Source organism: Pristimantibacillus sp. Z349TD_6 (assembly GCF_056173205.1).
The window spans coordinates 2,739,885-2,761,974 of record NZ_CM149662.1 but is presented as its reverse complement, the minus strand read 5'-3'; the positions used below and the strand labels follow the sequence as shown (position 1 = coordinate 2,761,974).

General features: G+C 41.7%; 19 protein-coding genes. 2 read left to right on the top strand and 17 right to left on the bottom strand.

Features of this window, described 5'->3' with window-relative positions; translation table 11 throughout:
- Nucleotides 1–9 precede the first annotated feature (9 nt).
- The 7 genes from AC0VYE_RS11470 to AC0VYE_RS11440 form a co-directional block, all read right to left on the bottom strand.
- On the bottom strand, nucleotides 10–1,881 hold the full coding sequence (locus AC0VYE_RS11470; RefSeq protein ID WP_475448010.1) for a flagellin N-terminal helical domain-containing protein: 1,872 nt from the start codon (nucleotides 1,879–1,881) through the stop codon (nucleotides 10–12).
- Between the two features lie 250 nt (nucleotides 1,882–2,131).
- Nucleotides 2,132–3,100 carry a proline dehydrogenase family protein gene (locus tag AC0VYE_RS11465; RefSeq protein ID WP_475448008.1) on the bottom strand — a complete coding sequence of 323 codons (969 nt, stop codon included), beginning with the start codon at nucleotides 3,098–3,100 and terminating at the stop codon, nucleotides 2,132–2,134.
- A gap of 82 nt (nucleotides 3,101–3,182) precedes the next feature.
- Nucleotides 3,183–3,989, bottom strand: a complete 807-nt coding sequence (locus tag AC0VYE_RS11460; protein ID WP_475448006.1) for a helix-turn-helix transcriptional regulator — start codon at nucleotides 3,987–3,989, stop codon at nucleotides 3,183–3,185.
- Nucleotides 3,990–4,148: 159 nt separating this feature from the next.
- The gene (locus AC0VYE_RS11455; protein ID WP_475448004.1) at nucleotides 4,149–4,955 is read right to left on the bottom strand and encodes an acyltransferase domain-containing protein; all 807 of its coding nucleotides are present in this window, start codon (nucleotides 4,953–4,955) and stop codon (nucleotides 4,149–4,151) included.
- A 168-nt stretch (nucleotides 4,956–5,123) separates the two neighbouring features.
- On the bottom strand, nucleotides 5,124–5,276 hold the full coding sequence (locus AC0VYE_RS11450; protein WP_475448002.1) for a hypothetical protein: 153 nt from the start codon (nucleotides 5,274–5,276) through the stop codon (nucleotides 5,124–5,126).
- A 123-nt stretch (nucleotides 5,277–5,399) separates the two neighbouring features.
- Nucleotides 5,400–5,729, bottom strand: a complete 330-nt coding sequence (locus tag AC0VYE_RS11445) for a carboxymuconolactone decarboxylase family protein (RefSeq protein WP_475448000.1) — start codon at nucleotides 5,727–5,729, stop codon at nucleotides 5,400–5,402.
- 13 nt (nucleotides 5,730–5,742) lie between these two features.
- The gene (locus AC0VYE_RS11440; RefSeq protein WP_475447998.1) at nucleotides 5,743–6,141 is read right to left on the bottom strand and encodes a tautomerase family protein; all 399 of its coding nucleotides are present in this window, start codon (nucleotides 6,139–6,141) and stop codon (nucleotides 5,743–5,745) included.
- A 109-nt stretch (nucleotides 6,142–6,250) separates the two neighbouring features.
- On the opposite strand from AC0VYE_RS11440, the gene AC0VYE_RS11435 reads away from it, so the two are divergent.
- Nucleotides 6,251–7,138 carry a LysR family transcriptional regulator gene (locus AC0VYE_RS11435; protein ID WP_475447996.1) on the top strand — a complete coding sequence of 296 codons (888 nt, stop codon included), beginning with the start codon at nucleotides 6,251–6,253 and terminating at the stop codon, nucleotides 7,136–7,138.
- A 217-nt stretch (nucleotides 7,139–7,355) separates the two neighbouring features.
- Here the strand turns inward: AC0VYE_RS11435 and AC0VYE_RS11430 are convergent, their stop codons facing one another.
- Nucleotides 7,356–7,790 (bottom strand): Lrp/AsnC family transcriptional regulator, encoded by a 435-nt coding sequence (locus AC0VYE_RS11430; RefSeq protein ID WP_475447994.1) that lies wholly within the window; start codon nucleotides 7,788–7,790, stop codon nucleotides 7,356–7,358.
- Between the two features lie 156 nt (nucleotides 7,791–7,946).
- On the opposite strand from AC0VYE_RS11430, the gene AC0VYE_RS11425 reads away from it, so the two are divergent.
- Nucleotides 7,947–8,405 carry a VOC family protein gene (locus tag AC0VYE_RS11425; protein ID WP_076269517.1) on the top strand — a complete coding sequence of 153 codons (459 nt, stop codon included), beginning with the start codon at nucleotides 7,947–7,949 and terminating at the stop codon, nucleotides 8,403–8,405.
- A gap of 103 nt (nucleotides 8,406–8,508) precedes the next feature.
- Here AC0VYE_RS11425 and AC0VYE_RS11420 read toward each other — a convergent pair whose 3' ends face one another.
- The 9 genes from AC0VYE_RS11420 to AC0VYE_RS11380 all read right to left on the bottom strand — a co-directional run bounded on the left by AC0VYE_RS11420 (nucleotide 8,509) and on the right by AC0VYE_RS11380 (nucleotide 21,926).
- Entirely contained in the window at nucleotides 8,509–10,326 is a 1,818-nt protein-coding gene (locus AC0VYE_RS11420; protein WP_475447992.1) for a glycoside hydrolase family 35 protein, read from the bottom strand.
- A gap of 45 nt (nucleotides 10,327–10,371) precedes the next feature.
- Nucleotides 10,372–11,613, bottom strand: coding sequence for an alpha-L-fucosidase (locus tag AC0VYE_RS11415; protein WP_475447990.1), 1,242 nt, complete (start codon nucleotides 11,611–11,613; stop codon nucleotides 10,372–10,374).
- A 123-nt stretch (nucleotides 11,614–11,736) separates the two neighbouring features.
- Nucleotides 11,737–13,122 (bottom strand): ABC transporter substrate-binding protein, encoded by a 1,386-nt coding sequence (locus tag AC0VYE_RS11410; protein ID WP_475447988.1) that lies wholly within the window; start codon nucleotides 13,120–13,122, stop codon nucleotides 11,737–11,739.
- Between the two features lie 123 nt (nucleotides 13,123–13,245).
- Nucleotides 13,246–14,034 carry a carbohydrate ABC transporter permease gene (locus AC0VYE_RS11405; protein ID WP_076269617.1) on the bottom strand — a complete coding sequence of 263 codons (789 nt, stop codon included), beginning with the start codon at nucleotides 14,032–14,034 and terminating at the stop codon, nucleotides 13,246–13,248.
- 63 nt (nucleotides 14,035–14,097) lie between these two features.
- Entirely contained in the window at nucleotides 14,098–15,036 is a 939-nt protein-coding gene (locus tag AC0VYE_RS11400) for a carbohydrate ABC transporter permease (protein ID WP_076269513.1), read from the bottom strand.
- Between the two features lie 217 nt (nucleotides 15,037–15,253).
- Nucleotides 15,254–16,849 (bottom strand): response regulator transcription factor, encoded by a 1,596-nt coding sequence (locus tag AC0VYE_RS11395; RefSeq protein ID WP_475447986.1) that lies wholly within the window; start codon nucleotides 16,847–16,849, stop codon nucleotides 15,254–15,256.
- A gap of 7 nt (nucleotides 16,850–16,856) precedes the next feature.
- Nucleotides 16,857–18,572: a sensor histidine kinase gene (locus tag AC0VYE_RS11390; RefSeq protein ID WP_475447984.1), complete on the bottom strand. Its 1,716-nt coding sequence runs from the start codon at nucleotides 18,570–18,572 to the stop codon at nucleotides 16,857–16,859.
- A 77-nt stretch (nucleotides 18,573–18,649) separates the two neighbouring features.
- Entirely contained in the window at nucleotides 18,650–20,812 is a 2,163-nt protein-coding gene (locus tag AC0VYE_RS11385) for an alginate lyase family protein (RefSeq protein ID WP_475447982.1), read from the bottom strand.
- Complete coding sequence (locus AC0VYE_RS11380) at nucleotides 20,799–21,926, bottom strand: glycoside hydrolase family 88 protein (protein ID WP_475447980.1); 1,128 nt, start codon at nucleotides 21,924–21,926, stop codon at nucleotides 20,799–20,801. Before AC0VYE_RS11380 ends, AC0VYE_RS11385 begins: the two co-directional genes overlap by 14 nt.
- Between the last annotated feature and the right edge of the window lie 164 nt (nucleotides 21,927–22,090).

Genomic DNA, 22,090 nt, shown 5'->3' with positions numbered 1-22,090 from the left:
GGTTTCATGTTACTGGATCAAATGTAAAATAGCCTGTGGATTCTGATTAGCCTGAGCGAGCATAGCTTGTGCTGTTTGATTCAGAATACGCGATTTGGTTAAATCCATCATCTCTTTTGCCATATCAGCATCACGTATTCGTGATTCTGCTGCGGTTAAATTTTCGGCATAATTTCCTAAGTTGTTCGCTGTGTGTTCTAATCGATTTTGCAATGCTCCATAAATCGTTCTATAGTTTGTAACTCTTGTTATGGCATGATCTGCTTGAGCTAGCGATTCACTAGGTATGGCCGGCGGTAAAATAGACATATCGGCAATACCCAAACCTTCCAGCTTCACACTGAAAAGGGGAATAATCATCGTTTGATTTTCATTTGCCCCGATTTGAATATCAAGTCGAGGCGGAATATAGTCCACATCCGTTATGTCCGTAGTAACGGTTTCAATAATAGAATCAATTTGACTTGTCGTTTTATTCGTTACAAGGTAAACATCTTTCTTAAAATTAAAATGATTTAGCACAATGCCAAATTCCAAAACAGCGCCATCATCAAGATCCGTCGTTTCCCATGATGGAGTAATAACATTGGGGCCAGAGTTTGACGATTGCAAAATATCGCTTCCCGTTGTTAATGAATTAGGCTTAACGTAGCTTCCGCCATTCAGGAATGAAAAATCGTAATTCACAAGATCGTTTGATAGTTCAAACACAGTCCCTGAATTCGGTATTTCCGTTTGAATAGCAGTAACGCCTGTAGGAACTCCGCTGGAGGACGAAATATTATATGATCCGTCGTATTCCGGCTTAAAACCAGCACTAAATTTGATTTGTTTATCATCTACACCGGAATGATTTTTAATTTTAAACTCTGCTTTAAAAGCCGACCCGTCCGTCGACATAATCTTTTCAATTTCAATACCATCTTTTTCATAAACGGCTGTAATCGCACTCGAGGTTATAGCCGAGCTCGTTAAAGTAAAGTTATCAAGAGTATGAGAGATACCGTCTATTTCAACAGTTATGAACCGATCTTCAAATCCGCCAAAATCAGGGTACTGTCCGACTGTAGTTCCACTTGGAATAAGCTCAGTCTGAAAAAACACATTATTAATAGAAAAATGCTTAATATCAAGCTCTTTATATCTAGGATCGCTGACTAGTTCTCTTCCATAATAATAGGTACCTGTAGTTGTTGTCTCTGTATGGATATGTTCATTTTTTTCGTAATTGTTATACCCCTCACGTCCATCAGGTGAAGTAATGGGTGTGACTGAAGCGTTAAAATGGTTAACGTTACCGATCGTTGTATTCGTATTCGAAGATTGAGCGGTTACGGGAACCTCAGTCATACCAATTGGAAAAAAGGATGTTGTCCGTTCATTAATTATAGTCGTTGGAGGAAACGGTCCCGATGTATTTACTTTAATCGTATGACTTGAACGGTCGGCTAATATTTGAAAGTCATCTCGTCCCAAAAGATTAATGGTATTGAATTCCGTTTGGGTAGCAATTCTATTTATTTCTTCTTTAAGCTGTTGAATTTCTTGGTCAATTTTCTGCTTGTCCTCAAACGTATTCGTATCATTCATGCCTTGAATAATCAATTCTCTTTGTCGTTGAATGATATCCGTTATTTCCTGGTATCCGCTTTCAGCAGTCTGAATAAGCGATATCCCATTTTGAACGTTTTTATGTGCTTGATCTAACCCTCTGATTTGAGCTCTCATCTTCTCTGAAATGGCTAGTCCTGCTGCATCATCAGCTGCACGATTAATCCGAAGACCCGAAGACAGCTTTTCCGATGCTTTAGATGTTTGGATATTATTTTTCTTTAAACTATTATGAGCGTTAATAGCAGATGGGTTATTATTAATTATCATTATGGCTTCTCCAGTTCGTTTATCAAGCGAAAGTTTAATTAGTTTACGGTTAAAACATAGACTTCGGAACTACTTATAACTACAATTCTAGACCAATGTACCCAAAACCTCCCAAACAATAAAATAAATTTGCTTAGATGCTCATTTTTCTATAAATAAGCAAAAAACAAAAAAACGCTCGAAAATTCAAGCGTTTTACGATCATTTTTGTAGTTGCTCTCTCTTGAAAGCATCACTCCACTAAGTTCCTTCACTCATACGACTGCACAGGCTGGACTCCCTCATGACTTACCGTATCAATAACAGCTTGAAAAAGATTCGGCGGGTACTCCGCAATGCGATGGCACAAGTACAAATACCATTCATGTCCATAAGTAAGATAAATCCTGATTGGATGTCCTGCTGCTTTCAGCTTGCTGCTCAAATCTGGACGAATGCCATACAGCATTTCAAACTCGGCATTAGAACTTGATCCCACTCCTTGATTAAGAAGTTGTTCAATAATGGACTCATCATGGGTAGCGATCGATACACGGTGTCCTTGGCGGAGCGCGCTCTGGGCAAGTTCAATATAACGATCGTTTAGCGCTGGAGAACGAGGTAACGAGTATTCACTGGATTCTTGATACGCGCCTTTGACGATGCGGATACGGTTAAGTGATGATATAGCTGCCAAATCCTGCGGTGTTCTTTTCAAATGCGCCTGTAACGTAATGCCGACATTCGGATAAATAGAAGCTGCTCGCTCAAATATAGTCAGTATTCTGTCCGTCTTCGAGGACTCTTCCATACTAATGAATAGTTCAATGCCAGCTTTCTGCGCCTGCTCAGCTAAATTTATAAGATTCGAATAAGCAAGCTCCGTATCCAGCGAGAGCCCGATATGTGATAGATCAAATGATACTCGTGCGGAGAGCTCATTTTGCCGAGCTTCATGGATGAGCGCCAACATTTCTGTAACTGCTGCCTCACATTTAGCGACATCAGCAGTATTCTCGCCGATATACTCGAGTGATACCGCGTATCCTTTGGCGGAAAGCTCGCTTGCTGCTTCAACTCCATCTTGCCTTGCTTCACCCGTTACATACCGCACAGCAACACCTCGCAGCATTTGGTTCAGCTGTGGCGTTTGCTCCACATATGACTTTAAGTCAGGACGACGAGCAATAGATTTGAGCGCAGCTGTAAATTGTTTTTCTAAGTCTGATCTGTTATGCATAATGGTTCTACCACTCCTTCATTCAAGTAAATCTAAGTTTACAAGTTAGGCAGGAAGCGGTATTGTATAAAATTGCTCATTTTCAAACAGACAAAGCATATTTTTGCGGCGTTGCCCCAACGATTTTGACAAATGCTTTAGAAAAGTGACTCTGATCATAAAAGCCCACTTCTGCTGCAATTTCGGATATTGGTCGCTGCTTGGTCAATTCCAGCTTTGCATGATTGATTCTCAGCAAAATCTGATAAGCGTGCGGAGGCAGATGACTCCATTTCTTAAATAGACGAACAAGATGAAATCTGCTAATACCCGCTTCATTCTCCAGCTGCTCCAACGTAACATTTTCGTCAAAATGCGCATGCAGATACTCTTTTATCAGTTTGACGTACTTTTGATCCTGTTTACGCTGTGATTCGTGTTCAAGATCATCTGTATTCTGACTCACGAGTGCTTGTATCAGCTCGATTAAAGCCGTTTCGATCTCAAGCGGAGTACCTTTGCTAATAAGTGCCTCCATCGTCCGGTTTATTTGCAATCGACAAGCATTATTTTTACCCTCTTCCAGCAAGTACGGGATATCAAGCTGACCAAGCTCTGTATGATTAAGGCCTTTAAACCATTCGGGCTTGATAAAAAGCATCTTGTACTGCCACTCCATATCATCAAGAGGATGACAAGCATGCATCATTTTCGGCGGAAAGCTAATGACCCTTCCCGCTTCAACCTGAAGCAGCGTTCCATCGCACCATGCGCTCGTTTCACCCTCATCTATAAGTCCAATCGAATATTCCTCATGAAAATGCTTTTGATAGGCAAGATCGCTCCTCATACATCGCTTTGCTTCCAAAAAAGGCAGCGAATCCTCGCGGTAAAAGGTCACAGTTGACATGCTTGTGTCCTCCTCTTAGGCTTCAACTTATCTATTCAGTAAGCTTTAGTATATCATGATTCTAGTGAACTAATGGACATCCATATACACAAAAAAACACGCCCGAATTGGCGTGTTCTTCTTAGTAGTGATTGATGGAGTTTCACAATTGAATTTTTCTTAGTCCAGCTTAATTCCAAAACCGCTTCCTAAGTTGTTCCCAGCAACTAGAAATGCTTTCGCACTGCGCTGTAAGCTTGTTTCCTCTTCATAACTGTATGGGTTTGCACTTAATCGGTTGAATATTCTTTGCTCTGCTTCCCTTGAAGCCTCATCGATATCATAGATGTAAAAATGCTTTTGAAAATGCAATATATTGGAGCCATGACTTAAAATCTTATTTAAATCCGGATAAAGCAGCCACGAATGACAAATGTACACTGGAGATATTCCTCTAAAAAAAACTCTGGCTAATTCAAAGGACTCTTCTACGCCCTGTTGAGAAAGAGGTTCGCCTTGTGGAATATGTACATTAAGCACAATTTGATTTCTAAATATTTTTTGTCCTTCTACCTCTAAATCACGATCTATAGCAAAAGGCTGAAATTGCAATCTGCCCAATCGGAATAAACGAAGCTGAACATGCTCCTGCAGCCAATTATATTCCTCGATTCCGTATTCATTAAAATCTCGCTTGCAGTTTAAACACCAGATCTGAATATCTGAGAAGGTATCATAATAATATTGATCACTAATCCCTCGTATCTGGTATTCCTGATACGCATCGACAGCAAATCTAACAAATAAATACAATAACAATTTCCTATAATCTGTTGTTTGCTTTACGTTTTCAAAAAATGAATATCGATCTGAAAGAAAATGTTGTTTATATTGACTATACTCCTCTTCCTTCATAGGATACGCATACACTTGCCGCCGAGCAGCCTCGTCAAGCCTAATACCCTCACAAAACTTTGTTATGTCCAAGACAATTCCACCTCTTTTTTCATCAAATCAGGTAAAAGATTTATTTATAGTCAATCTCCCCTGATTATATTGAAAAAATTGTACTCCTTGAATATTTTTTCATCAAGAGTAAAGTTTTGATCTATTCAATTAATTTTCCTTTTATCTTGTCAACCCATTTGTCCCCTCTCAAAGTCTACCGCTGCCAATAGTTATCGTCAAAGAGAGAGGGTCTATCCCGAAAGTATGAAAATGCTTTTGATGGGCAAGATCGCTCCTCATACATCGCTTTGCTTCCAAAAAAGGCAGCGAATCCTCGCGGTAAAAGGTCACAGTTGACATGCTTGTGTCCTCCTCATAGGCTTAAACTTAATTATTCCATAAGCTTTAGTATATCATGATTCATGTTAACCAATGGACATCCATATACACAAAAAAACACGCCCGAATTGGCGTGTTCCATCTTTATGTGTTCACCTCGAATACTTCCTTCGCAACTTGAATCGCCGACGCGGCTCGCGGCCATCCAGCGTAAAACGCCAGATGGGTCAACGCTTCGATCAACTCTTCTTCATTCAGACCGTTCTCTTTTGCAAGGCGGAGATGATAAGAAAGCTGTTCTGTAAGGCCTCCGGCGACTAGCGCTGATATCGTAAGGAGACTGCGTTCCCGAAGCGATAATTGTTCTCTTCTCCACACGTCCCCGAAGAGTACTTCTTCCGAATATCGCACGAAAGCAGGTGCAATATCCCCAAACGATTCTCGAGCAGTTGATTTGATTTTTCGATGGTTCATTCTTATGCCTCCCCTAGTTGTCTGGACGTTCGATCATTTGTGCAACGCCGTTACCGAATGACCAGTCTTCAAATTCCGTATCGACCAGTACGACGAAAATGTCTTCTTTCCTCATGTTGAGCGTATTTGATAATCGTTCGGCTAACTTTGCGTAAAAGCTTTTTTTCTGCTCGATGCTTCTTCCGGATTTAAGCGTAATTTGAATATAGAGCAGCCCGTCACTTCGCTCTATATTTAAGTAATTCCGGCTAAAATAAAACTCGCTTTCTTTGTGTGAATGGAAAACTTGAAAGTAATCATCTTCCGGCACGTTAAAATGCTGAATTAGTGCATTCATAATCGCATGGCTTATGATGGGTAGCTGCTCTTTCCCATATTGGTTTTCCATGTAACTTACTCTTATAAATGGCATTTTATATCACTCCTTCAATGGGATAACTTCATTTTACTCCCGTCTAATTTATTTGTATAATTGAATAAAATGATATTTTAATTCAATTATACCGATGGAGATAGGTGCTATGGACTTAAAGGAACTAGTTACGTTTCGAACGATTATTCAAGAAGGAAACTTCACCAAGGCGGCCGCGAAATTGAATTACGCGCAGTCTACGATTACTAATCAAGTCCAGCGGCTGGAGAAGGAATTGGGCATCCAGCTATTTAAGCGAGGATGGGATGCAGAGTTAACCGCTTCTGGACAAATTTTTGCCGTGGAAATTGACAAGCTCATTCAACACTGGAACCATGTAACTGAGCAAGCGAAAGCTTTGCAAAGAGAGGAGATCGGCTCCCTGCGCGTCGGAGGGCTAGCATCGATATTCGAGCATGTGCTGCCCAGCTCTCTGCGACATTTCCAGGAACTTAAACCAAAAGTAGCATGTCACTTTGTCAGCGGGAACACCGACTCCTTGTCACGAGCGGTACTCCAGAACCAACTGGACTTTGCCATATGCGGAGAGCCTGCCGATTTTTCTTCATTTAGTTTTGAGCCTCTATATAACGAGAATATTTCCTTCATTGTAGCGAACAACCATCCCTTGGCTGAAAGAAACGGAATAATATCCTTTGAAGAACTGCTTAACTATCAGATGATCGTTGGAGGAAATACCTGCTTGTATTATCTGCGGTTAGCTAAGCAATATTCCCATTACACCGAAACCCCTTTTCGATATACGGTGAATCAAATTTCGGCTATTCCTGGGTTCGTTCAGCGAATACCTTCCGTTGGAGCCGTTCTAGATTCAACAGCATTACCCACGAATGTTGTGAAAATACACGTTGAACTGAAGGATTCAGCCATTCCGGTCGGTTTGCTGCAATTACGTAACACGGAGTATAATTCATCATCCAAAATTCTTTTCATGCAATATGTAAAAGAGGAACTGCGGCGAAATGAAGTGCATTGAGCTTTCGTATAGCACCAAAAATAAGGTCAATCAGAAGCTACTGGTTGACCTTTCCTTATGAAACACAACTCATTTCGTGTTATGCACAACTTTGTTACTGCATCATAATAAACAAAAAAACAGCATTTCTGCTGTCTCGACTCAGATATCATTCTTATTCAATGTCTTCTTTAATGTGGCAAGCAGAACTGTCGTCATCCTCGCACTTCCCCCTCAACTAAAGCAAAATTCTATTTTCTAACATATTTTTCAAACTGATATGAGACTTTGAAGGTCCGAACTTGATAAGAGAATCTTGAAATTCAGCAAGTTCCTCAATGGATGTGGTTTGCACCTTAATAAGATAATTATATTCTCCACTAATCCGAAATAAATCGGTTACTTCCATAGCATGTTCACAAAAGTCAGTAATCTCTTTGCAATGTTCTGTTTTTATTAAAATAAACGTGGTCGTGCCTCGATTCATTTCACGCAAATTAAAAACGGTATTGTACCCAGCGATAATGTTTTTCTCTTCCAACTTGAGTATTCTTTCTTTAACGGATGGTTGCGACATCGATACCTCTTTGCTAATTTGAGAAATGGACATCCGTGCATTGTACTGAAGCAATGCCATAATTTTTTTATCAATGTCATCCATAGGATGTTCCATAGTAAGAGCCTCCTGATCATTAACATGAAATAAACCTTTTCATCTAAAATACCTTATATTTTATAACCATATTACTATAAAATGCTTATCTTTTGCATGTTTCTCATCCTTTAATGCCTCTATAATTTACATATATTATTTAAGGAGCGATTAGTGATGAGCGTAAAAGGCCTTTCGCATGTAGCTATCCAAGCTATAGATTATAAAGCAACGATTGCATTCTATATTGAGGTTTTAGGGTTCAAGTTAGGCCATCATTGGAGTTTGCCCTTATTTCAAATTAAGGAAGCTTCCATGCTGGTTTCACCTGACCAAAGGACCTGTATTGAGATCTTTGATAACGATGCAGTCATTCCCGCTCAAGGGAAAAAAGCATTATCTGAAAAGGATATCGCTCATGGAGCATTATTGCATTTCGCCTTTTATGTGGATAACGTAGATGAAATGTATCAAAAGGCACTCGCTCATGGGGCGAAACCTTTTGTAAAACCAGATTGCCTTTCTCTTGGCGAACCACCTCTTCTTGTAAGGAACGCAGTTATTCATAGCCCAAATGGGGAAATTATCGAATTTATAGAAGATGTTGATTTTGATATGTCCGCCAAACCCATGTAAATTAATATTTTCAAAAGCGCAATAATGTTGATACGATTAAAAACCACGTCCTTAGGACGTGGTTGATTTACTTCATTGCTCAAGCTTAGGGATAAAGCTCGATTTAGGTTGTCTGCTCTTCTTGCACAAAATTTAACACCCGGTCATCCACCGCTGCGGATTCCCCTAGATCAGGCTGGTCGCTAAGCGTGATTACAGGCTCAGTCAAGAAGCCATGCAGCTCAAAAAGCACAATCTCGTTGCGTCCCTTTCGCAGCAAAGGCCCTGGGATATAAAGCGCACGCTGAGGTCCAATCTCCCAGTACCGTCCCAGATTAAAGCCATTAATCCATGCTACGCCTTTATTCCAACCATCAAATCTTAAAAAAGTGTCCCCGATCTCTTCTATTTCAAAAGAACCTTTGTAAAATGCCGGAGTTTCTACACGCAATTCATGGTCTTTCGTTCTCTCGTAGCGGACAGATGATAGAGAATCAGGACAAAGGGGAAGCGTCCGAATCGTCCAATTGTATAAAAATTGATTATCAAGGAGCACTCCTTCCGTAATCCCCTTCGGATCACGAAGTCGAGGACCGTAATTGATTCGCCCCATGTTCTCGACAAGGATATCGAGTCTTGCCCCATTTTCCGGAATGCTAATATCTAAGGGCTTAGGGTCCCAGCGCTCCACCACACCTAATAACTTGCCATCTAGAAATACTTGCGCTCGGTCACGAACCTCCTGAATATGCAGCTTTTGCCCAGATCGAGGTCCACTCACCCATGTCGAATACAAAATAAAACCGTACGCCTGATCAAATTTCTCCATGGGCTGTATACATTTCGATATTACTGGCTCTGATAATTGGTCCAAATTATCAAGCAGTGTCGCACTCTCTGACAGTGTCACTTTACCGTATGAATATTTAGGAATCGGCTGTGGCATGTCACAACCTGGCTCGATGCCGTGCATAGCAAACACGCTGCGAATCGCCTCATACTTGCTCGTCACATCTCCCCACTCACTCAGCGGTGCATCATAATCATAGCTAGTTACCGTCGGCTCATACGTTTTAATATGATTGGCGCCATTGTAAAATCCGAAATTCGTTCCGCCATGGAACATATAAAGATTAACCGATGAACCACTCTCCAATATTTTATCCAGTTCGTCGGCCACTTCAGCTGCATCACGAACATGGTGAGGCTCCATCCAATGATCGAACCATCCATTCCAAAACTCCATAACCATAAGCGGTTCTGTTTCTCTATACTCCCGATACTTTCCGAACGATTCCGCAACTCGCGATCCAAAATTCACTGTTGCATGAACATCATCTATCGTTCCGCCGAGCAGCATCTCGTCAGTAGGTCCGTCAGAAGTGAAGAGCAGCACGTCTATCCCTCTTTGTACAAGCCCATCTCGAATATAGGTCAAATAGGAGGTATCATTGCCGTAGCTGCCATATTCATTTTCTACCTGCACCGCAAGAATCGGGCCACCCTTCGTTGAGAGCAGCGGAACAAGCTTAGGAATTAATACATCGTAATATCGATCTACCTTAGCCAAATAGGCACTATCCGAGCAGCGAAGCTGCATATCACTCTCTTTCAATAGCCATGCCGGCAATCCCCCAAATTCCCACTCCGCACAAATAAATGGGCTGGGACGAACAATCACGTGCAAGCCCAGTTGTCCCGCAAGCTCAATAAACTGGACGATGTCTGCCATTCCTTCAAATTGAAATTGACCCTCTTGCGGCTCATGCACATTCCAAGCAACATAAGTTTCTACTGTATTAAATCCACATGCCTGCAATTTCTGCAAACGATCCATCCAATACTCTGGCACGACACGGAAATAATGTACGGCACCCGACACGATACGATAAGGCTCCCCATGCAAATAATACTGCCCATCTCTAATCTCCAATTGACTCATGGTTTCCTCTCCCATCCTTTATAGTTTCCATTGTCAACAACGAATCTAATGACTATTAAACACGGCAAAACGTCTTATCATTGGCCGCTCTACCGACTCAAGTACAGTTAAACGTATTCTGTCCGTGGAAATTGGTTGGAAGACATCTATTTTTTTGTGCCCAATTGCGCTCCCACGGATCATTTCTATCCAGTCATTGCCGGCTTTAACCTCAATCTTATAGTCCCGTACCCGTTCTCCGTAAGCGATATCTTCCATCGTAATGATATGGTCGATGATAAGTTTCCGAGGCAGCACAAGCTCGATAACCTCTCCCTCGCCAAACAACTCGGCAAGTGAATGATCAAACCTGCGACGAACTTCGTTTCCAAATGAAATAACGCGGTTCACATCTGCCTCCGGCATAAGTCCACGATTATCTGGCGTTACATTCAAAAGAAGCGTTGCACCATGACCAACCGACCGATAATAGATGTCCATTAATTGCTCCAAGGAAAGCAGCAGATGCTCCTCCTCTGGATGCCAGAACCATCGGTCCTTCCGAATAGGCACATCGCATTCTGCCGGTACCCATCGAGGTGTTTCAGGCAGCCATTTCAGATCTCCTTCACTAAACATGCTTACCCGAGCAGATTCAGCTGTATTCCAGCAAGGATAAGGAGCAAGACCATCCTCATTCCCTACCCATCGGATCGTCGGGGCTCCCATATTAAACACCATGGCATCCGGTTGATGCTGCTTGATTAGGTTCATAATTCGTTTCCAGTCGTACTCTCTTCCTTCGGAGCCCGCTCCGTCGAACCAGATCTCAACGAGTGGACCATAACCCGTTAGCAATTCCTCCAGCTGACTAGCGTAGAAGAGATCATAAGCATCTGGATCGGAATAACACGGTTCATGTCTATCCCAAGGAGATAAATATAGGCCAAAGCCAATTCCTTCTTCAAGGCAGGCATCTGCACAATCCCTTACGATATCGCCTTTGCCTTCTCTCCAAGGACTAGAGGCAACCGAATAATCTGTCGTTGCGGTCGGCCAAAGACAGAAGCCGTCATGATGTTTTGCCGTAAGGACGAAGTATCTGAATCCAGCAGCCTTTGCCGTACGCACCCACTGGCGGGCATCAAGCTGGGCTGGATTAAATAAAGAAGGCGAGTCATTCCCATCGCCCCATTCCTGATCACAAAACGTATTCATTCCAAAGTGACAAAACATTCCGAGTTCAAGATCCTGCCAACGACGCTGCTGCTCGGTTGGCACTGATAATGATGATGATAAGTTAGCCATGCTGCATCTCCCTTTCCTTGCACTCCTAAGTTGCCATTGATCCGACACAAGAAAAAGGAGCTTTGCAGCAGCCATGTCTAGACTGCTCAAAGCTCCTCAATTTCGGTTTCAATTCACTTCACTTTATTTTGTTTCTTTCTCATCAATGATTCTCGTCGCTTCTTTTACCATCCATGCTTGTACATCGTCAATGGAATCGCTGCTAAGCATGAACTTGCTAAAGCCATCTCCGATAACTTTCGTCAAATCAGCAGTACTTGTCGTTACCACTTGTGAAGCATCCAAATATTTAATTTCAGGGCCAAATAATGTGTTTTTAAGCGATTCAACATCATATTTATCAGCGTTTGCACCGATCAAGCGATCAAGTACGACGTTTTGGTCTGATTTTTTCCAGCCAGAGAATTCATTTCTTGATTCCGAATCAGTCGTTGTCATAAAGCGCATTAATTTGAATGAAGCTTCCTTATGCTTGGAAGTCGCACCCATTACTAGATGTCCGCCACCTACAAAGTACTTACCGCCTTCATAATCTTTTGGCTGCGCATTCGCAGGAGGAAGCGGAACTGGAGCAAATGCCGTTTTGAAATCATGCGGATATTGCTCCGTATTTCCTGGGTCAGGAATCATAAAGCTTCCGGAAAGAATCATCGCAGCACTTTCACTGAAAAATTCAGTACGATAGTTAAGCTTCGATGCAAGAACATCCGCATAAGGCTTAGCCGATTTATCAACCGTTTCCATGTCTTTGCGCAGCTGGAAGAAGTATTTATAAGTTGGATCAGCCAAGATCGTCGTTCCATCATCATAACGGAAAGGATCTTTCATCACCGTTTGGGCTGGAGCATTCATATACAATTCCCATGTATGGAAGTACGAACCGTACTGTTTATCCACGCCTTCACCTTTGGTCAGCTTCTTGGAATAATCGCGGAAGTCATCCCATGTCCAACCGTATGTCGGCACTGGCAAACCTGCTGCATCTAGGGCATCCTTATTCAATAGAATGAACTGGTAACCTGTAGACATCTGCATGCCGTAAGTTTTGTCGCCCACTTTTGGATTAACAAAATATTCATCCGCAGCAACAAGATTATTGGCAGCATAATATTCATCCAGCGGAGCTAGCGCGCCTCTAGTTGCTCTTTCGATAACCGCTGACGCGCTCGGAACGTTTACGACGTCGACCGCTTCACCCGAAGAGATTAGAAAATCAAGCTTTTTCAACATTTCCAAGGAATTACCCGGAACAAGAATGACATGCTCAACTTTAATATCTGGATTTTCTTTCTCAAATTCTTGCAGCATAGCTTTTGTACCAACCTCTTGAGCTGCACTGTCAAAATTGTAATACTTAATGGTCACTTGCTTGTCCGCTGTACCTTCAGACCCGGCAGCGTTTGAGCTTTTAGGCGAAATAGAATTACCTCCACATGCGCTTAGCACTGCAAATGCCGCTAACAAAAGACAGATCGAAACTAAAAACTTGCGTTTACCCTTATGATTCATTTTTTTGCCCCCCTATTTAATAGCTGACTCATCTTCTTTCATCATCAGTATAAAGATTGGACGATTCATAGAAGAGTATAATTTTGAGGTAAAATGATTACTTTTTTGACTTTTTTTCAAATATCACCCTTTGACTCCGCCAAGGGCAATTCCGTTAATTACTTGCTTCTGCAATATAATAAATATAATTAATAACGGGATAATAGCTGACAGCGCGGCCATCATCATAATGGCATCATTCGTTGTATAATCATCCCTGAACAGGCTCATACCCAGCGGGATCGTATACAAATCCTTTGATTGCAGGAAAATTAGCGGATTCTGATAATCATTCCATGACCATATGAACTTTATAATAGCGACGGTAGCAAGCACCGGTTGGCACAGAGGAATGATAATCGAGCGGAAAATCCTTAAATGGCCTGCTCCATCAATTCTCGCAGCTTCCATATACTCATCGCTGATGCCCGCCATGAACTGACGAAGCAGAAATGTGAAATAAATAGAAAACATCCCCATAAAAATAAGCGCAAAGTGACTATCGTAAATACCCAGCCAGCGAACCAGCATAAACCGAGGAATTAGAGTGGCCTGATCCGGTATAATCATGAACGAAATCAGAGCCATAAATACAAGGCCTCTCCCTCTAAACCGGAGTTTGGTAAATGCAAAAGCTGCCATAGTGGAAAAGAGCAATGTGAGACAAGTGACAATTAAAGCTATTTTAATAGAGTTGAAATAAATATGAAGAAAGTTTACATTTCCCATCCAAACTGCTTTAAAATTGTACAACACATTAATATTTTTAGGAATCCACTCAATGGGAAAACGCATAACATCCTTTTCAAATTTAAACGCTGATGAAATCATCCATATGAATGGAACTAAGAAGAAAATAGATATAGCACCCATAATAATGGTAACAATTATTTTTGATATATTTTTTCTTATGATAAGCAAGCTGACCCCTCCCCCTTATAATGATTCTTCATTTCTGAATTTCCAGGTAACCGCAGTAATGACAGCAATAATCGCAAATAGCAGCCATGAGATTGAAGCCGCGTACCCCATGTTATAATTCACGAATCCTTCCTCATAAATCCGGAATACGATGACTGTAGAAGAATTGTCTGGTCCGCCGGCTGTCAAATAAGAGATAATATCAAATACTTTAAAAGAACCAATCAACATCGTAATAAACAAGAAGAACGTTGTCGGACGAAGCAATGGAACCGTAATTTTGAGAAACTTGGTCATTGAAGTCGCACCGTCGATATCCGCCGCTTCATATAGTTCATTCGAAATACTTGTAAGACCGGCCAAATAGATAATAATCGTATAACCAAGCCCTGCCCAAGAAGTGATGATCGCAATGGCGATAAGTGAAGTTTTTGGGTCCACCAGCCACTTAGGCGGGTTGGAAATGCCTAGATCCATTAAAAACTGATTAATCGGTCCTAGTGAAGGATGGAACAATGCGCTCCACACTGCCGCTACAGCAATAATGGATGAAATATAGGGAATGAAAAACACAACCTTAAAGTAATCCTTCCAAAACACCTTATTGTGAATGAGAACAGCGAGTACCAGCGATATAGCAATTGGAACCGGCACCGTTAGCACGGTATAAAGCAGATTGTTTTTCAACGCTTTAATGATCGTTGGATCATGAAACATTTTAATATAATTGTCGATACCGTTAAACTTAATGCCCCCTAGACCTGATAACAAGTCCCACGAAGTAAAGCTCAAATAAAGAGAAAACCCAAGTGCAAATACATTCAGCAATAACATACCTATGATTTCTGGGGCAAGAAACAGCCAGCCGATTAAAGCTTCTTTCCGCCTCGGAGTCCAAAATTTTCTTGGCTTCTGTAGAATTTCAGGGTTTGTGATTGGTTTAGCAGCTTCCATTTCGTATCACCTCAACATTTATTAAGTTGATACTAATGATAATAGAAATCCACAGGACAAGAACGATGGATTATGACTTCGTAGGAGCAATATTTTGACTTTCCAAATGGGTTACATTCGGCGAAAACACCATAAAAGTTATGAACAATGGGAACGACAAAAAAACCTGTACCCCGGCATTATCGGAGGACAGGTTTCGATTGTAGCTGCAGTCTATTCATCTTACATAAGTGTTAATCGTATAATTTGCTTTATATTCACTTGGAGTCATGCCTATATACTTCTTGAACACTTTTGAAAAATAAGTTCTATCCGAATATCCAAGTCCCATAGCTAAAGATTCGATGCTTTGGTTGGACGTTTTCAGCATTTTAGCAGCAATTTTCATTTTATACTGGTGAACAAAATCCGTGAAATTCACACCCGTCAGTCGTTTGAAATAGCGGGAGAAGTAGCTTGAATTCAAATACAAATGACGCGCCATGTCAATTGAGGTAATGTTTTCGGATAAATTTTTATCTAAATATTGTTGAATCACCTGCAGCTTCGGCTCCTGGATCACGGGTTCTAATCCCTTCTGCCGGTTTTTTGCAATGTGAATAAGCTTTCTTTCAATCAGTCCTGTTACATCAAGCAAAGTCCTTGCAGAAGACAGGTAAATATAAATCCCCTCATCCGACTTCCATCTTGAGAACATGATATCAATGCTGCGAATGAGTGTTGATAAATCTTGAACCAACTCACTTGGCTCGACTCTATTCTCCTCAGCATTTTTTCCAATACTAGCGACGATATTATGGATACTGTCAAAGTCGCCTTTCATAATCGCACGCTCAATATCTGATTTATAACAATCTAGAAAACCTAGCGGATAGGATAAAAACATGTTCTGTAAGAACACATTCATATTTGCAACCGTAAACTCACTGCTTTTGTAAAACTCATTTTTATATTGAATCACCTGCTGATAGACGGCTCCAATGGATTGCAGTTCCATCTTATCTGTCACGGTGACTATATTAAGCTGCAACTTTAGAAACTGTAGACAAAGAGCCTGCAACTCCTGCATATACTTTTGAAAATAAGGATAAGCATTGTTCGCCAAATTATTTCGGTAATTATACAAAATAACTAAATTGTCTTTTTCCAAAAATGGCGTTATTCCATCATACGAACCAGACAGCTCCACCGCGATATTGTGGATCGCATAAAAAATTAACGAAATATTGTTCTGAACGTAGAGCGATTCGTAAGTTGAGAAATTGATATGGACGACACCCATCATAAACCATGGGTATCCCCATGAGATGCCTAGCTGAGCTGCATACCCTACAGTTGATGTGGGATTAACACCATCAATAACTCTTTGAAACAAGCCTTGCTTGAACAGCTCACTGTTATAGTTCGATACTTCATTGTCGATCTTTGGGACTTTCATTTTGAGCAATTGTATGGATTTTCCTAAGCTTTGCTCAAGCTGTTCCGCCGTTAATTGATCTTTAAGAAGATAATCATCCGCATTCAGTTTTACTGCCTGCTGTGCGTAATGAAAATCCTCGTGGCAAGTCAAAAATATGACTCTAATATCCGGTTTCATCCGGCGGAAAATAGCTGCTAGCTCGATACCACTTTTTTGCGGCAGTCCAATGTCAGTGATGACGATATCAGGCGACGTTTCTTCAAACATATGCAATGCCTTTGCGCTTGAATAGGTAGCCCCCACTACGTGCAGCTGGAGTGACTCCCAATCGATCATTTGCTGCAAAACTCGAATCATAGGGACGTCATCATCAATTAACATTACTTTATACATCACCGTTTCACCCCTCCGAAGAATAAACATGCCGTTCAATGACAGGAAGATGAAGGAAGGCTGTTACCCCGCCCTGTGCATTTTCATATAGAGCTAACGCCGCCGCTTGACCAAATGTTAATCTTGACCTTTGAATCACATTAATCAAGCCGACCCTTTGATAAGAAGAGGATTGCTCTGAGCCGACTGAATGCAGATGATGGTTCAGTGCAGCTAACTGTTCTTCCTCTATTCCACTTCCGTTATCCTCTATTTCAATGATTATTCCGTTCTCTACTCTTCTTGCTTGGATCGTAATTTTGGCAGCAGGATTGTCTACCAAACCATGTACAATCGCATTTTCAATTAAAGGCTGCAGCATCAGCTTCGGAATTAATAATTGTTCCAGCCCTGGTTCAAGCTCAACCGTAAGCTCAAGAACCATTTCATTTCTGATCTTCATAATATCGATGTAATGCCCGAGCAGCACGCACTCATCCTTCAATGAGGTCGGTTCATTTACCTTCAAATAGGCTCTTAGCAAGCTCATTAATGAATCGATACTTTTGCTATGCAGAAGATCCTTGTGCAGGATAAGACTGCATTTGATTGAGTTCAGTGTATTAATTAGAAAATGCGGCCGAATTTGCATGAACAAAGCCTCGAGCTCCATTACTCTCTTCAGCTCCTGTTCATGCTCAATATCATGGATAAGTCCCTTGAGCTGCTCCATCATTGTGTTCAACGAATGACCAAGCTCAGCGATATCGTCTTTGCCTTTCACTTCAAGCTTCACATCAAGGTTTCCCATCCCAAATTGCCTGACCGCACGCTGCAATTTTTGAATAGGCCTGTGCAATCTCCTTGCAATAAACATAGAAGATATGGAAAAAATAATAAAGAGGAAAATAACGCCTCCAATACCCAAATAGAAGGTTCTTGAAATTTCCCCCGTAAAGGTTTCCTTATTCGCTTCGTAAACAAGCGTCCAGTCCGTTTTGTCTAACGTGACTTCAGAACGAAGAATATCTCTGCTTGCTGCTGCATCGTGCGACAGAAGCTCCGTGCTACCAGCAATAAGAGTTCCCTCTGCATCAAAAAGCGCTACTTTACCAAACTCAATGGGCTTCAGAACTTTCTCAAAGTATGACTCTGAAATACCAATAATCAGAACCGATAGATAGCGTTTGTCATCATTATCATGAATCACTCTTGCCATATAATAGGTCCCTTCCTTATCGGACTCTTCTTTTACCATACCGAGCCGTTGCAGGGTTTCGGGCCTTTTGAGATCAATTTTTTCATATAAATCGTCTAGGTTTCTATTAACTAAATTCAAATCATCCTCATTCGAAGAAATAATAAAGCCTTTTCTATTGACCAAATACATTCGAATGTTATTATTTAAGGGCTTTGATGTAATGAGAGAAAATACTCCCTTTATGTTCGTAAAATTTGTGTAATCCGCATACGTATTCAACCGTTCTGTATCCGCGAATTTTTTCAAATCTGACCGGACATTCGTATCATTAACGATGAAATGCGATGCAAATATAACATCATCAATCGTTGTTCCAATCTCTTCGATCATGACATTCAAGAAGTTGTCATTGCTCAGTTGAAGCTTCTCAACCATCGTCTCTTTAATGAGCACAAATGAGATGACAGATACGGTAATGATAGGAACAATAATAAATAGGAGAAATGACAGCTGAATTTTTTGATAATAGCTTAACCTAGACATATTTACCGCGCCTCTTTCAAGTTGCTTTCATGACTATTGCAGCAGGGTAGCTTATCGCCTTTTTCGCGTTTCAGGCTTTATTTAATAACGGTAATCTCCTTGACCTTTTCTTTCAAGGATATCAACACCACTTCGCCAAAAATCTGTGTGCCGTCAACCATGTAAGAATCAATATGAGAGGATGGAGCCCTATGGCATACAACAATGATATATTGCTCTGTTGAATGCGGAATCACAATCCGGCATGCTTCTACGCTGTTGTCCTCTGCCAACTCACCAGTATATAGGTAGACTGGAACTTTTTCAACGATAGGAATGGTTGTTTCTCCCGCGCGTAAAGGGTAAAGAACCTGCATCATCGATGTTGTACCTGAACCAGTTCTCTCGTAGGTCACATATTGGTTAGGCTCCACTAGGTTATATTCATAAGAAATAACACCCTCGCTCTGCTCAGCCTTAAGTCCAGCAGTCTGGATCGGAATAATGCAAAGATTGGCATCATTCTCATTTGTCGTGCGACAAATCCCCGTCTCCTGCGATAAGCTCAGTTGTCCAGGAGCAAAATGAAAAAACTGCTTAAACGTATGTTCATTCTGGCTTCTAAAGCAATCCACCACAAGCCAAAAATACGGTTTTACAAAGATGATGCTTCTGCTTGGGTAGACAGGATCATCCAAATGAATGTATCCATCGTGACTCCCGCTAACGTAATCAAAATTCGGCTCGGAAATCCACTCCGTACCTGTTCTTGAAGCTATCTTCCCAAATTGCCATGTGTCGATAACTTCCGTAAATTCAATATCATCAACTACCGTTGTATTATGGGAGCTGCACTGTTTAAGCTGCTTGCGCAGCGGCGTATGATCAGAGTAGTTGTATCTCCCTAGATCCGTAAGCAGATCCTTGCCGTACGCATGCATATCTATATGAAGCATATCCGCGTGCCCATGTCCTCCTCCAAGAGGACCACAGCGGAAATAGAGATACAACGCTTGTTCTTCCCAGCCAGAGCGCATCACATAATGCCCTGAGTGTTCAAACGCATAAGATTGCTGCGGCGGTATTTGAACGGGGCAATCTTCATAATAGCCAATACCTTCAGGCCCGAAGTTCCATGCTTGATCAAAATCGACCCTCTCCCATCCAGCAAACCGAAACACGGGATCTTTGAAAATAATCGCAGCAGCCGTCATAACTGACCGAATATCATTATTATCGCTATCACCAAGCATCACCTGTCTATGATCCGGTCTTGCCCAGTAGAGTGAGGCAGCAGCCATGCTCTTTACCGAACGAATAAAACTAGCTTCCATGGTCAATTTATTTTTTTGAGCCAGAGTCATCATGTCTAGGAAGCAGTTCAGTACCTCATGATGATATGTAGGGGACTGCTCCCAGTGAATGCCGTCCTTCATCACTTGCAGTCGCGACGTTTCTCTCAGCCTCTCAGCCGTTAGCTGCTGCCAGTGAATTGTCCGCTTAAATTCTGGAACGAATACGGACATTTGGAATAATCCACTCGTTTCAATAACTCCCCAGTTGCTAATATTACTCCAGCCTGTGAATGATGAAGCTAAATATTCCGCATGCTCATGGAGGGAGACTAACATCTTTGCAAATAGACGCGGTGTCATAACTTGGCTTTCAATTAAATAAGGCAGTGCCTTGATCCAGTTGCTGCAGCGTAGTCCCGCCTCAATAGAGCGCCAAGTTAACGTATTCCTAGTCTGCGCCGAAGGAACAGGGTTTCGATCAATCCAATCCTCTAATTGTAGACAGAAGGTGCTCGCGTATTTCTCATCTCCAGTAAGCTGATAAGCTTGTCCAAGTGCAACCCAGTATCGGTGTCGATTAAGCATGTAGGCCCATTCCACATCACTATCTTGAATGTGATTCCAATCGATTAGCCGATCAAAGCATACAGGAACACGGGTACGTTCCATATCCCACTGAAAGCGGAATAGGAAGGTTTGCGATACGACCTCATCAGCTGTTTGCAGCACATCCTGCACTTCTTCTGAACAATGTACATGAACATAGTTGCAAACCTGTTGTATTTCTTTCTTTTGCAAATACATTCTAGGAGAAGTTCGCTCTATAAAATATTGCTTTAGCACCGCAAATGCATCATCAAGCTGATTTTGAAGGATGGCCTGCTTTACCACTTCTAACCCTTCATCATCTAGGTTTAATAGGTTAAATAGGCGCTCTTCATACTGCGCTTGGTTATTTGCCTTCATACCAATAACCTCCGATACCCTTCTCAAGCCTCATCAGCGCTTCCAGATAGTAATAATCTCCCCAGATCATATAGTCATCTGGTGACAATCCTCCGTGCACATAATAGGATCCGTGCTTAAGCAGTCCTTCAGTGTCTTCTTCCCCAATCGTCGCGTATTTCTGAACGAGTGAGGTCATTGATTTCTCAAGATGTTCTTGGAAATAGAGACGTTCGGGGTCTTGCTGCTCCATGAGGGAAAGGAGCTCTAATAATCCCGCAGCTACAATCGCAGAGGCCGAGCTGTCTCTGTAGGTATTATTCTCAATGGGTGCATTGAAGTCCCAGTAGGCTACATGGTCGTCTGGCAAATGCTCAAGGAAATAACGGGCAAGTCGCTTTGAAGCTTCGAGGAACTTTTTTTCCTTCGTGTAGCGATAAGAGAGTGCGAATCCATATACCCCCCACGCTTGTCCCCTTGTCCAAGTTGAACCATTCGTATACCCTTGATGCGTCGCCCCACCGATCGGTTCACCCGTTTCTGGATGAAAGAAGAACGTATGATAGGAGCTGTCATCCCCTCTTACTAGGTAACGCCTTGATTTTTCTGCTTGGATACGGGCTGCTTTCATATAGGATGGATTTCCTGTCTGTTCGCTCGCCCAATACAACAGTGGAAGGTTTAACAGACAATCGATGATAATCCGGCCGCCCTCTTTAGCATCTCCCTTTTGTCCCCAAGCTTGAATATAGCCGCCAGGTTCACACCACCGGTTCATAAGCAAATCCGCTGCTTGTAGCGTTAATTGTCGGGCTGCTTCATCCTTCTCCACGATCCATTGTGCTTTGGAGGACAGTGAGTATAAAAAACCGATATCATGATGATCGAGCACAACGTGATCCTTCAAACGTTGATGAAAACTTGTAACCGTCTGATCCGCCGCATTCCGAAACCGTTCGTCTTGTGTATATTCGTAGCATAACCACAGCATCCCGCTCCAAAAGCCATTGGTCCAATCATTATTTTCATTCAATTCATAGGATCCATTGCTGCTGACATGAGGGAATTTCCCCTCAAATCTTTCTATATTTTTTAGCGTCTTTGCAATAGCATCATCAATAGCCGTTTTCCACACGATGCAAGGCCCCCTTCATTCAACATTTTATTAGTTACGTTCAATCATATCGAAAGAATGATCGTCTAATGAGAATGAATTTTTGCAGGAATGTGCATTATTTTGACTTTTTTCTAAAAGTCGTATGATTAATGATTGGAATACAGAAAGAGGCTTCCAAAGCC